At 44.7% G+C, this 12,670-nt stretch carries 14 protein-coding genes; 8 read left to right on the forward strand and 6 right to left on the reverse strand.

Features of this window, described 5'->3' with window-relative positions; all coding sequences use genetic code 11:
* Positions 1-50: 50 nt before the first annotated feature.
* Positions 51-902 carry a dimethylarginine dimethylaminohydrolase family protein gene (locus ACXADE_RS01360; protein ID WP_474978725.1) on the reverse strand — a complete coding sequence of 284 codons (852 nt, stop codon included), beginning with the start codon at positions 900-902 and terminating at the stop codon, positions 51-53.
* Positions 903-1,031: 129 nt separating this feature from the next.
* Here ACXADE_RS01360 and ACXADE_RS01365 point away from each other — a divergent pair, with 129 nt between their 5' ends.
* From ACXADE_RS01365 to ACXADE_RS01375, 3 genes are all read left to right on the forward strand, one after another.
* A complete protein-coding gene (locus tag ACXADE_RS01365) occupies positions 1,032-1,238 on the forward strand; it encodes a helix-turn-helix transcriptional regulator (RefSeq protein WP_474978726.1) in 207 nt (68 codons plus the stop codon).
* 2 nt (positions 1,239-1,240) lie between these two features.
* On the forward strand, positions 1,241-1,615 hold the full coding sequence (locus ACXADE_RS01370; RefSeq protein WP_474978727.1) for a permease: 375 nt from the start codon (positions 1,241-1,243) through the stop codon (positions 1,613-1,615).
* Positions 1,616-1,807: 192 nt separating this feature from the next.
* Positions 1,808-2,974 carry an acyl-CoA dehydrogenase family protein gene (locus ACXADE_RS01375; protein ID WP_474978728.1) on the forward strand — a complete coding sequence of 389 codons (1,167 nt, stop codon included), beginning with the start codon at positions 1,808-1,810 and terminating at the stop codon, positions 2,972-2,974.
* A 42-nt stretch (positions 2,975-3,016) separates the two neighbouring features.
* Here the strand turns inward: ACXADE_RS01375 and ACXADE_RS01380 are convergent, their stop codons facing one another.
* Together ACXADE_RS01380 and ACXADE_RS01385 are read right to left on the reverse strand one after the other, a co-directional pair.
* Positions 3,017-3,541 carry a type 1 glutamine amidotransferase domain-containing protein gene (locus ACXADE_RS01380; RefSeq protein WP_474978729.1) on the reverse strand — a complete coding sequence of 175 codons (525 nt, stop codon included), beginning with the start codon at positions 3,539-3,541 and terminating at the stop codon, positions 3,017-3,019.
* Positions 3,542-3,586: 45 nt separating this feature from the next.
* Positions 3,587-3,973, reverse strand: a complete 387-nt coding sequence (locus ACXADE_RS01385) for a DoxX family protein (protein WP_474978730.1) — start codon at positions 3,971-3,973, stop codon at positions 3,587-3,589.
* Between the two features lie 244 nt (positions 3,974-4,217).
* Here ACXADE_RS01385 and ACXADE_RS01390 point away from each other — a divergent pair, with 244 nt between their 5' ends.
* Positions 4,218-5,120 carry a DUF1002 domain-containing protein gene (locus ACXADE_RS01390; protein ID WP_474978731.1) on the forward strand — a complete coding sequence of 301 codons (903 nt, stop codon included), beginning with the start codon at positions 4,218-4,220 and terminating at the stop codon, positions 5,118-5,120.
* Positions 5,121-5,179: 59 nt separating this feature from the next.
* Here the strand turns inward: ACXADE_RS01390 and ACXADE_RS01395 are convergent, their stop codons facing one another.
* Positions 5,180-5,758: an SCO family protein gene (locus tag ACXADE_RS01395; protein ID WP_474978732.1), complete on the reverse strand. Its 579-nt coding sequence runs from the start codon at positions 5,756-5,758 to the stop codon at positions 5,180-5,182.
* Positions 5,759-5,912: 154 nt separating this feature from the next.
* Between ACXADE_RS01395 and ACXADE_RS01400 the strand changes: the two genes are divergently transcribed.
* Complete coding sequence (locus ACXADE_RS01400; protein WP_474978733.1) at positions 5,913-6,677, forward strand: alpha/beta fold hydrolase; 765 nt, start codon at positions 5,913-5,915, stop codon at positions 6,675-6,677.
* Between the two features lie 27 nt (positions 6,678-6,704).
* Here ACXADE_RS01400 and ACXADE_RS01405 read toward each other — a convergent pair whose 3' ends face one another.
* Positions 6,705-8,153, reverse strand: coding sequence for a hypothetical protein (locus tag ACXADE_RS01405; protein ID WP_474978734.1), 1,449 nt, complete (start codon positions 8,151-8,153; stop codon positions 6,705-6,707).
* 129 nt (positions 8,154-8,282) lie between these two features.
* Positions 8,283-8,453 carry a hypothetical protein gene (locus ACXADE_RS01410; protein ID WP_474978735.1) on the reverse strand — a complete coding sequence of 57 codons (171 nt, stop codon included), beginning with the start codon at positions 8,451-8,453 and terminating at the stop codon, positions 8,283-8,285.
* A gap of 114 nt (positions 8,454-8,567) precedes the next feature.
* On the opposite strand from ACXADE_RS01410, the gene ACXADE_RS01415 reads away from it, so the two are divergent.
* The 3 genes from ACXADE_RS01415 (at position 8,568) to ACXADE_RS01425 (ending at position 12,633) form a co-directional block, all read left to right on the forward strand.
* Complete coding sequence (locus ACXADE_RS01415) at positions 8,568-10,715, forward strand: sensor domain-containing protein (protein ID WP_474978736.1); 2,148 nt, start codon at positions 8,568-8,570, stop codon at positions 10,713-10,715.
* A gap of 117 nt (positions 10,716-10,832) precedes the next feature.
* Positions 10,833-11,429 (forward strand): NUDIX hydrolase, encoded by a 597-nt coding sequence (locus ACXADE_RS01420; RefSeq protein WP_474978737.1) that lies wholly within the window; start codon positions 10,833-10,835, stop codon positions 11,427-11,429.
* A 58-nt stretch (positions 11,430-11,487) separates the two neighbouring features.
* Positions 11,488-12,633, forward strand: coding sequence for a trans-sulfuration enzyme family protein (locus ACXADE_RS01425; protein ID WP_474978738.1), 1,146 nt, complete (start codon positions 11,488-11,490; stop codon positions 12,631-12,633).
* The last annotated feature ends 37 nt before the right edge of the window (positions 12,634-12,670 follow it).

The following is a 12,670-nucleotide window of genomic DNA, read 5'->3' on the forward strand; positions in this document are numbered from 1 at the left end:
GGGGGGTTTTTGACAGCAAAAATTTATCGGATCTTTGGCGATACAAGTCTTCAGGAGCGCTTCAATGGCAGTGTGCAACAACGGAATGACCCGCCGGATTTGATGATTTCTGAAAAGTCGATCGTTATGACTTGAAACCCCATTTTGTGCAGGTGGGCATTCAACTGTTGGTTTTGAGGCAGGCTGATGATTTTACGATTTCCGATGGAGAGGACGTTCGGCCCCATATTAAACCGTTCCCGGTCGGAGACTTCAATCAGGTTGTACCTGGATGACAAGATTTTTAAACCGGACCTGTTGAATGCAGGGGGGTAAAGCACCGCCGTCGATTCGTCCAGAATGTTAAATACACAATCCAGATGGAGTATGTCTTTCCTCAATGGGAGCGGGATGACGTGGTGGCCAGGTAATCGTTTGTCGAGTGCCTTAATCGCTTCAAAGGAGGTCCTGTTTGATTCCCCCATCCACACCGTCTCTTCATCTACTATTACATCGCCGCCTTCAATTGAACCTGGGAAAGACTCTTCGAAGGGGATGGCCTGACCCATTGCCCACTCCTGAAAAACTTCTATCTCTTTATGTCGTACGTTCTCATTCATCTTACTGATGAATAATCGGCCCCCGATTGTAAAGCCTATATCCCTCGTGAAAACCTGTTCATAGAGATCAGGCTGGCTTGGAATCTGGAACACTTCCACTCCCTGGTCTTCCAGTACTCGGATCAAATCATCGTGCTGCTGAAGCGCTTTGTCCACATTTATATTGTGGTTTTTGTAGTGTTTCTGTGTTTCATTAATGATTTCAGTGATTTTCATATAGGACGGTTTCGCAACGACGACTTTATTTAAAGGTGAATATTCCGTTTCGCAGTGAACGTTGGTTCCTGAAGTGGCTTTGACCATGTCGTGGCCTCCTTTTATTCATACCTTTTTCTACCCGGGTCGATCGTTGCTAAAACCAGGGAGGAGTATTAAAAAACGCCTTTACGTAAAGGAACCTTTACACTAAAATGGTAGATATTGGAGGTTTTTATGCGGAATAAGTTAATGGAATATCGGAAGAGACAAGGATTATCACAGGACCGGTTGGCAGAAAAGCTGCACGTATCGCGTCAGACCATTATATCAATAGAGAAAAATAAGTATTTTCCTTCGCTGCCGTTAGCTTTTCAAATAGCCCGCGTGTTTGATGTGCAGATTGAAGATATTTTCATAGTTGAATCAACAGAGGAGGAATAACCGTGAATATGACATCCAGGGCATTCACAATGACAGGCTCCTTTTTCCTTCTTATAGGAATATTTCTGATGGGAGTCGGGTGGATGGAGGGGGAGTGGCCATCCATGATTTGGACGATGATATCTTTAGGGGTGTTGTCTTTTTGTATGAGCTTTTTGTATCCACAGTTTAAAGAGAAAGATGAGCGGATGAAATGGATCCGAGATAAAGCTGTGTTTTATTCGTTTTTCATCATGATGGGGACTATGGGTGTTTTTCAACTCCTTCTATCCGTAAATGTGTTAGGAATGAACGCTGTTGATCTCCTCAGTATACTTATTGCGCTCAATATCACGGTCGTATTTCTTACCATGGTAGTTTTAGCGAAGAAATATTGACCCCGCACAATTGAGGGTTCTAAATGACCGACATTTCCCGGGAAATTATCTGTTCATCCGACGGTTTTCGGGATGATGGCTCCTGCCCTGGGGAAGTTAAATAGTAAAGAGTGCCTAAGGTAAGCAGGGAGTTGGCTTCATTCCGAGTTGTCAGGTATGATTTAGTTAAATAATGAATCGGGAGTGGTGGTTTTGTCAGCAGGTGTGTGGAAAGATCTGATCAAGAATGATCGTCATCAGGAATTGTATGAAAAAGCGTCCCGTATTGCGGAAGAGGCGCAGAAACATGTAACTGAAACGGACCGTGACGCATCTTTTTCTTATGAAACTCTTCAAGTCATCAAAGAAGAAAAATACCCCTCGATCCCCCTGCCGGAATCTGCCGGAGGAATCGGGTTGACCCTCTATGAATTCTTACTGATGCAGGAGAAAATAGCAGAAGGTGATGGGGCGGTGTCCTTGTCAATCGGCTGGCATGTAGGCGTCATGATGGAGTTATCTGATAACCAGTTGTGGGAGAAGGAAGCCTACGATCGCTTGGTTAAGGAAGTGTCTTCCGAACAAAAAGTAGTCAACCGAGCGGCTACAGAGCCTGCGACGGGAAGCCCGACCCGTGGGGGGATTCCTGAAACGAAAGCGGTGCGTAAGGGAGATGGGTATGTTCTGAACGGAAGAAAATCATTTACCTCGATGGCTGAGCATCTGGATTATTACATCGTTTCCGCCTTTGTAGAAGATAGGGATGAGGTGGGGTGGTTTCTTATCGACCGTCATCAGCCGGGGCTGTCTGTAGATAACACCTGGGATACGCTCGGGATGAGAGGAACAGCCAGTGACGACCTTGTTATGAAGGATGTGGAGTTACGTGAAGCAGACCTTGTGGAAATGAAAGGTGCTGGAAAATCCTCTCCTAAGGGGTGGCTGCTCCATATTCCCGCCTGCTATTTAGGAATTGCTGTAGCTGCTCGGAATGATGCTATTGCCTTTGCCAAAGAGTTTCAGCCGAATAGTCTGGATACACCAATATCCGAAGTTCCTCATATACAAGATAAGATTGGGGAAATGGAATGGAAATTAATGCAGGCTCACGCGTTTTTATATGCTGTCGCAAGGAAATGGGATGAAGAACCGGACGAGAGAGAGCTGATGGGAGAAGAGATGGCCGCTGTCAAACTGGCTGTTACAAATGCCGCTCAGGAAATCGTCGATCTTGCGATGAGAGTTGCGGGTGGACGCGGTTTATCTAAAGCCTATTCTTTTGAGAAGTATTACCGGGACGTCCGGGCAGGGCTGCACAATCCCCCTATGGATGATGCCGTCGTATCGCTGCTTGCTAAACGTGCATTCGCCGAACAATAAGGAAACCCCCAGAGTTTAATGGCTCTGGGGGTTGTTTGTCTATTATTGGTCAGCCAGAAGGTCAGCGAACGCTTTAGCATATGGGGGTAGATCAGGTGGGCGACGGGCAGAAACGATGTGTCCATCCTGAACGACCGCTTCGTCCACCCATTCTGCACCAGCATTCATCATATCATCTTTAATTCCTGGGGTGCTTGTCACTTTCCGCCCCTTAAGGATGTCTGCCGAGATAAGAACCCAGCCTGCGTGGCAGATCTGGCCGATGGGTTTGCCTGACTGGTCCATATGTTTGACCATCTCCATGACTTTATCGTAACGGCGGAGCTTGTCCGGCGACCAACCACCTGGTACAAGAATTCCATCATAATTCGCCGGATCAATATCTTCGAATCCATAATCCGCCGTTGCCGGCACCCCGTATTTACCGGGATGTTCTTCGCCGGCTTTTTCTCCGACGAGGTGGACTGTCGCCCCTTCTTCCTGCAGGCGCAAGACCGGGTACCACAGTTCAAGATCTTCAAAATCCTTACTGACCAGTTGGATGATTTTCTTTCCTTCTAATCGCATAAACAACCTCCTTGTCCTAAGTTCTATCATTATTTTAACAAACGGTTACTCCGGTTTCGAATTTTTGGACACGACGAGTACCCACCAAATAAGGAGAGGCTGAAAGAGGAGACGGATCCAAAGGACCGTTTGATCAGCTTCTTCGCTCCATGGGGGCGGGATATTATAGATCGCTGCATAAAAGTTGGCGGGCCACACGATGAAAAGAAAAGCTGCTGTCGCAAAACCTGCAGCCCTGCGAGTCTGGGGGAAAACAAGAAGGAGGGCAAGCAGCCATTCTGTAATTCCTGTCACATAGACGATGATTAATTTAAGAGGCATCCATGAAGGTAGCATGCGTGCGAATCCGTGGTCGTACATAAAATGTGTGATTCCTGCGTAAAACAAAGCGGCTGCAAATATATACAATCCTAGGAGGCGTGTGACTTTCATAAATCCATTCATCCTTTCTTTCAATAGTTTCCGTGGTCATGGGCATTGTCGATTCAAATGTGGGATTTTTCAGCTGTATTAAACGTTGGCCGTTATTTTTAGGTAGAAATGTTTCATAGAAATTGAAACCTTTTCTTGTCCTCAGACGTCTATAAGGACAACCCGTTCGTCTGTATCGGGTATAATAAATGGAAGGTTTCACAAAAAGGTGTCGAGATCTACCATTTTACAAGGGGTCGAGAACATGAAAACACGTGTCAGTTTGTGGATGTTGATCATTGTTTTGTTAACAGCTTTCGCATGGCCTTCAGGAATCTCTGCGTCCACAGGAGATCCAGGCATCAATGAAAAGCTTGGTCTTCCGATTGTTGTATACGGGGAAGCTTTGTCTGATGCACAGAAAGCAGAAGTCACTGAATTGCTTGAAGTTAGCCAGCATGATGAGGTCGATGAGTTTACTGTTACCGGCCAAGATCTTGCCAATTATATCGGAGGCAATCCGAATTCGAATATGTATTCATCTGTCAAAATCATTCACCAGGACAATGGAGCAGGTTTGAACATCGAAATCGTAACACCTGATAACATAACACAGGTGACGAAAGAAATGTACACAAACGCTTTACTTACAGCGGGAGTGGAAAACGCTGATGTTCTTGTTGCATCCTCTGTGAAAGTCAGTGGACACTCCGCTCTTACCGGGATCTATAAAGCATACGATGCCAAAGGTGTGAAGCTGGATGAAGACAGGATGAAAGTTGCGAGTGAAGAACTTGATATCGCTACCGATATTGCGGAAAACGAAGGTGTAGACCGTGATAAAATTAGTGAATTGCTGACAGAGATCAAGAAGCAGATTGCTGAACAGGATCCTGCGACAAGGGAAGAAGTCGAACAAATCGTCCAGGATCAGCTCCAGTCTTTGAATATTGAATTGAGTGAGGAAGATCGTCAACGTCTGATCGACTTGTTTGAACAAATGCGCAATTTGAATATCAATTTCGACCAAGTAAAAAATCAGTTAGAAGACTTAACAGGAAGTATCCAGGATTTGATTAATGATGATGGATTTTGGAACAGCTTAAGGAATGCGATCCAAAATTTCTTCAAGTCATTAAGCAACTTCATCAGTTCGCTGTTCAATTAAAATTCCATTTCTTATAAAAGAACCTCCCCTCCATCTTTCTGTGGAGTGGGAGGTTCTTTTTATTCAGCGATGGTTTTTGTGTCTTCCACGATCTGGTCAATCGGAACATCCGTATCGCCTTTATATTTCTTGACGACCATTCCGTCTTGGTTGATCAGGTAAAACGCGGAACCATGAATGACCTGATCGTTACCTTCGGACTTTACAGCGGATGTTTTAAAACTCTCTTGAGCGAAAGTTGCAATTTCTTCTTGTGTATATTCCGTCACGAACGACCAGTTGCTATGGTCCACTCCATATTTTTGACCAAATTCTTTTAAAACCTCAGGAGTGTCGACCGTCGGATCGACGCTAAACGATACGATTTTCGCATCGATGTCCTCTTCGGCTAATTGTTCCTGAACTTTGACCATATTTCTAGTCATAGGTGGGCAGACTGTATTGCAATTTGTAAAGATGAAATCCGCAAGCCATACCTTACCTTCCATGTCTTCTGTGGAAAAGCTCTCTCCATCCTGAGTCGTCCCTTCAAAAGACTGGACTTCCCAATCCAGGGTGTTTTCAAGCTCGTTCGAACCGCAGGCAGCCAGAAAGACAGCTAAGCAGGCAAATAGGCTAAGTAATAGAAAACGTCTCATATTGTTTCCCCTTCCGGCATGATGTTACACGTCTAGTTTACGCGTGGTGTAGTGTGAGGTCAATCAAACGTCGATTTGTTCGTTGAATCGACATACTTTATTTCTTTTTGGGCATGCTAAGGGTCCATGAATATCGGTTAGGGGATGAAGAACCATGCCTTATTTTACGGAAAAGTCCGGGGCGAAATTATATTACGATGATCGAGGAAATGGAGAAGCGATTGTCTTTATCCACCCTCCTGGTATGGGGAGGAAAGTGTTCAAAATGCAGCATACACTGGCCAGGGAGTTCCGTATCATTCTTCCGGATCTCAGTGGAAATGGAGATTCTGATGTGATCACTCATTCCCCGGATGTGTCCATGTACGCAAGAGAGGTCGTCCAGTTGCTCGATCGTTTGAGTCTTGAGCAAGTGGTGATTGTCGGTTATTCATGTGGAGGTATGATCGCCCAGGAATTTGCGCTCACTTTCCCTGAGCGGACGAAGGCGGTCATTTTGGCGGGCGGGTTTCCGAAAGTAGCGACAGGTGGCCTTCGGTTTGAATTTCTGGGGGGGATGTACTGGGTTGATAAAAGCCCGGAAACTTTGGCAAAGCTGCTCAGTCATTCGCATTTCAGAGATCGTGACATTAAACGGGAATTGAATGAGCACATGGCAAAATCCGATCCAGCGTGCTGGTATACGTACTATAATCGTGCGCTTTCCTTTGATTGCAGTGGCCGTTTGGATCAATTGAAAGCCCCGTTACTCCTTGTGTACGGTAACAAAGAATTTTGGATCAATGAACATGCTAAATATTATCATAGATGTCCTTTTGTGAAGATGGAAGTGATTGATCATGCCTACCATCAGACTCCTGCCACACATTATGATCGCTTCAATGATGCTCTGACTCGTTTCATACAAGAGGAAATATAAATAAGCAGAGGGATCCAATCCCTCTGCTTATTTGCTGGTTAAGCTGAATGTGTGACCTGTCGAATGAGCGTATACTTTCTTATCAATCGTTACCGTAATTTCTTCAGCACTTCTGAGCTCTGGGAATTGGAAGTGGATATCTCCATTCTGCCCGTGCCCCCATATATGTGCGTCCGTCTTTTCACCTTCATCCGTTACGATCTCGACGTAACTTTTCCTCTCTTCAGGAATTCCATTCATAGGCCCGATGGAATCACCAACAAGCTTGTTTTCTTGAGTTTCCTGATGAGGTTCATATTTTAATTTAAGGTTCATATTAGTTCGTGAGAACAGATCCGCTTGATCAAGAATAATATCCGTATCGTATGCTTCTCCAACTTTTTTTCCTAATGGTATCGTATTGTTGGAATGCTCTTTAAACTGATTCATATCGACGTTGAATGAGTAGGGAGTATCATCGATCAGATGAATGGATTCAAGGTCAAGGCTGGTGATGTCTCCATTGATGGAGTCGAGAGGCGGGTGAAACCATGATTGATAAACACCCTTCTCCTCTGTTTCATTCAGTAAAAAGGAAACAGGGTGGGAGGTGCCGTCGTCGGTTTTGAGAACGGCTTGCATGGTCTGCCCAATTTTTTCATGCTCCGCCTGGATTTTCACTTTCATATGACTCAATGTGATGCCCAGGTTCAACTCTAATGGTTCGATGGAGACGAGGTCATCTGAATACGTTTCGTCCGACGTGTAGGAGTTCAGTACGTGTTTATCCATATCATGAACGTACCGTACAGGCATTCCGGCGGTTTGTACGGTGCGATGATCGATACGAAGGTCGAAAGCGGTGGAAAATTCCTTGTCATAATCAGTGAGGGCATCTGGTTCGAAATTGTAGCCCCATTTTTCTGTTATAGGGGGAACCTGGACATAGCTGTACAGTCGATTTTCGTAAACAAGGGATTCTTGGGTGTTAAGCGGCCTTGAATGGGCTTGAAACGTCTGCTGGTCATTTCCGTGCGGGGATTTGATTCTTACGTTTTCCAAACTTGGAGGCCGGGTGATGTATTCGGTACCTTCTTCTTCATCTTCTACTTTAGTCAGAGCGGAAAGGTCTATGCTGAACAGCACATGAATCGTTGGGCCACTGTGCCATACTTCATGGATCTGCATCCGACCGTCTTTCTCGGGGATGGGGGTAGACACTTGCGGGCGAACGGTTAATCCCTTTTCCCTGGCTACTGTCAACCCACGGATCCGTTCTTCATAAAAATCTTCCACGTCCTTATGGCTTTCTGCTTCGTTCCATTGAATCGGGAAGTCATCGAGGTTCACGGATTTCGCCTTTCTCATAGGTTTTGAATCCGTGCTGAGCGCCATCTGGTCTTCACTTCCGCTGGTGTAGAAGTAGGCGCCCACAGCGAAAATCATGATCGATAATGTGATCAAGATCCATTTCTTTTTATTCGTACCTTTGTTCATATGTACAATCCTTTCATTTTATCTACCGATCTTGAAAAATTTGGAGTGTTCATGTGTAATGATAACAGAATTTTCGGTCAGTAAGGAGGGGATAACAAAAAAAGTGATCCCGTACTCGAGATCACTTCTTCAGTCTTCGTCATCTGAATAATGACGGTATAAGGCATCACTCTCAGAATGGACATCCGCACGATCCGTTTGATGGGAAAACGATTGGTTATAGTTCAACTTCCTGTTGAACACCTCTGCCATTTCATTCGTCTGTTCTACTGTAGCTCTTCTTGGTTTGCGGTCTTTCATAAATCCTTCCTCCTTTTTGGGTAGTTTTCCTCGTGAAGAAAGGATTAAACTTTAGTTCTAATTTTCCGATAGTTAGGTAGAGGGAATTAAAAATATTTAGAGTAGGTGAACGGAATGGCTCGGATCATTGAACATCCTTGGGGGACACTCAAGCAGCTTTCCATTCCTATATGGTTCTTTGACATTGAAAAAGAGAACATCTATGTGAGTGAGCGGTTAAAAAACCAATGGAATTTGGAAACGACGGTTTTAAACCGCAGGGATATCATGCGGCTTATACATAAAGAGGATATAGCCTATTTGGAAAATAGTGCGGGGACGGATGACGATTCTCGTTTTGTTTATATGAATTACCGCCTTTGGAAAGGCGAAGATTATGAATGGGTGAAAGATATCGTTACTCCCATTTTCGATGAGGATGGAAAGAAGATCGGTTACACGGGGATGAGTGCGCCCGAATCTGCCTACAGTGAAGAATTAGACAGAATAAAGAAAGCAATCGTGGAAGTAGGGGACGCGTTTCTATCCTATAATGGACAAGGTTTTTTTGATTTCCTGGTCGAATACCTCTCCTCCGTTCTCGGCGTAAATACGGTGCTCGTCGGGGAACTTAAGGGAGAAGAGAAAGAAAAAGTGACAGCCATCTCTATGTACCACAAAGGAAAGGTCAGCAAAGGACTGCACTTTTCCTTGCAGGGGACGCCTTGTGAAGAAGTGACAACGAAGCTTGGATGTTATTATCCTCATGATGTAGGGAGGCATTTTCCAGATGATGCTGTCATCAGAAACTATGGCGTGGAAAGTTATTTAGGCAAAGCACTGCTTAATGCAGATGGGGAAGTGATCGGAATTCTTGCCATTATGAATGATCATCCACAGACGAGCGGCCCACTCAGCAAGGCGTTATTTCAAATCTTCGCGGACCGGACAGCCAATGAATTGTCCCGGATGCAGGCGGAAAAGAAGTTGGAAATGTTGTCTCAATACGACCCACTTACAGGACTGGTTACAAGAAGTTACCTATCGGGGATCTTGGAAGAGGAAATTATGAAGGTGGATGGTAAGAAAAGCAATATTGCGCTTTTACTTATTGACATCGACAATTTCAAAATGATCAATGATTCCTGGGGGCATACAAACGGAGATGAGCTGTTGAGGCAGTTTGCCCGGTATTTAAGACAGACCTTTGCCCATAAGGGGGCGGTGATATCGAGGATCAGCAGTGATGAATTCATTGTTTTACTAAGGAATGTCGGGAATTTGGAAGAACTAAGGGGAATCAGTGATCATGTGATCCACTCGATGCGCCGTCCTTTTCTTATTGAGGATAAGGAATTCTACAATACGGTGAGTATCGGGGTTACGTTTACCCACGCTCAATTCTGTGATCACTGCAGCGGGGAAACACTTCTTCGACATGCAGATGCCGCCATGCATGAAGCAAAAAGGAATGGAAAGAACCGGTATGCGATATATGAAGAAAAGATGAGTCAGCAGATGAGAGAGGAGCTTCACTTGAAGCAATCTCTCCATCATGCCCTTGATAAACATCAATTTGAACTCCATTATCAACCTCAAATATGCGGGAGAACTTCAGAGGTGAGCGGATACGAATCGCTGATCCGCTGGAACCACCCCGATTATGGGCTATTATCTCCTCATTATTTCATCAGCCTTGCGGAAGAGTCCGGGATGATTATCGATATCGGGGAATGGGTGCTCAAGGAAGCTTGTCAGCAACTGAAAAAATGGCAGGTGGAAGACCAAAAGCCAGAGTTGAAAATTGCAGTGAACTTATCCGCTCAGCAATTCAAAGATATGAACCTGACCTCAAAAGTTTTTACAGCCCTAGAACAATCCAACCTTTCTCCTGAAAGTCTTATTATTGAAATTACGGAGACGATGGTTCTGCAGGATTTCGACAGAAGTATTGAGACATTGAACCGGATGAGGGAAAAAGGGGTCAAAGTTCATTTGGATGATTTCGGGGTCGGTTTTTCTTCTCTCAGTTACTTGAACCGTCTTCCGGTAGATGCGATTAAAATCGATCGTTCATTCATCAATCAAATCGGAGACCGCGTGGTGGATGTGCCGATTGTGAATGCAATTATCAGTATGGCGAAAAGTCTTGGACTCCAAGTGATTGCGGAAGGCGTGGAAACTGCCGAACATATCGCTTACTTGAAACAGAAAGGCTGTTACGAATACCAGGGTTATTATTTCAGTAAACCTGTTCCGGCAAGTCTTGTGCACAATCAGTGAATAGAATACTCAGATGTAATGATGCCCAGGGCTTATGCTCTGGGCATTTATTTCGTGCAGGTGACCGGCTTTTCAAGTAGTATGTTCACTAGAAAATAAGAAGGGTTGGCGATTTAAATGAGAGAAATGCTGACGATCTTTAGTGAAGCGGAAGAACCGATCGGTATCAAAGAAAGAGGAGAAGTCCATGTGGACGGGGATTGGCACGAAACGTTCCATTGCTGGATGTTTCAAGTTACAGAGGGGAAGATGTATCTTCTGCTCCAGCTCAGGTCCAGACATAAAAAGGATTTTCCTAGTCTGTACGACATAACCGCCGCCGGCCATATTGAAGCGGGAGAAGATGTATGGCAAGCAGGTGTTCGTGAAATAGAAGAGGAGATCGGGGTATCGGTGAAACCAGAAGAATTGATCCCACAAGGACATTATAAGGAGCAATTGCAGGTGGGGGACCTTTTGGACAGGGAAATCTGCCGTGTTTATTTTCTGCCTTGGACCGTGGGAATGGAGTTTTCACTCGGAGAAGAGGTGGAAGATGTCATTAAGGTTTCTCTCGAAGATATGGTGGCAAAGGATGAAGGCGTCCCGATGAAGGGTGTGTCCCTGCTCAATGGGAAAGAAAGAATCGTAAGGCAGGAGGACTTTGTCCCCCATGAAAAAGGGTACGAACGTTATATCATTCAATCTTTACGTGAATATGTCGAAAAACTTTGACAATATTCTGCTGTTTTCTATATAATTTCAGATTAAGTGAAGAGGGAGGAGATATGAGATGACTAATCCATCATTTGATACGAAAATTGTGCATCATAAAGCGGATCAGACTCTTGTGCCAAATAGCAAAAGTACACCGATTTATCAAACATCAGCCTTTACTTTCAAGGACCTTGACCATTTGGAAAGTTATTATGAGGGAGAGAGCCCTTATTTATATACGAGAGAGCGTAATCCGAATACGGATGAATTGGCAGGGACCGTGGCGGCATTGGAGAAAGCGCCTGCTGGTGTGGCTTCCTCCTCAGGGATGTCAGCTATCCTCGCAGGGGTGTTAGCGGTGGTAAAACCCGGGGAGCATATAGTGGCGGCAGAGGATGTGTATGGGGGTACCCATAAACTTCTCACCAAAGAACTTCCGACATTCGGTATCGATGTGACGATGGTTTCATTCGCAAATTTGCAGGAGGTAAAAGAAGCGATTACAGACAAGACGAAATTGTTGTATACGGAATCGATTTCAAATCCGTTCCTTCGGGTGGAAGATTTAGCGGGTATTGTTGACCTTGCTAAAGAAAAAAACTTGAAGACAATGGTCGACAATACGTTCGCTACTCCTTATCTGCTCCAGCCCTATGAACAAGGGGTAGATTTAGTGGTACATAGTGGGACGAAATATATCGGGGGCCATAGTGATGTAACGTGTGGAGTTTTGGTTGGAAGTGAAGATTCGATTCAAAAGGCATCACAAAAAATCGTCACGTTAGGTGCGAACCTCAGCCCGTTTGAAGCATGGTTAACACAACGCGGAGCGAAAACTTTAGGTCTGCGAATGAAAAAGCAATCATACAATGCAGAAGAAGTAGCGAAAGCCTTTGCTGACCATGAGGCCATCCGTACGGTTCACTATCCTCAGCGGGTATCCGAGCAGGGAAATGGAGCCATTGTCACGATTGAGCTTCTGGATTCCATTAATATTGAGACATTTTTCAAGTCCCTCGGGTGGATTAAAATAGCTCCTACCCTGGCCGGGGTGGAAACCACCGTTTCTTATCCTGTACGGACATCTCACCGTGCTTTGTCAGAACAGGAGCGAGAGAAAATCGGTATCAATGATTATGTCATTCGTCTATCGATCGGCATTGAAGACCATGAGGACATCATTGAACAGTTGAAAAAATCAATAGAAGCTTCAATATCATAAATATTCAAAAATGATTGACTTTTCTGATTGTTATCCG

It is taken from the genome of Halobacillus sp. ABR2_026, assembly GCF_056158545.1.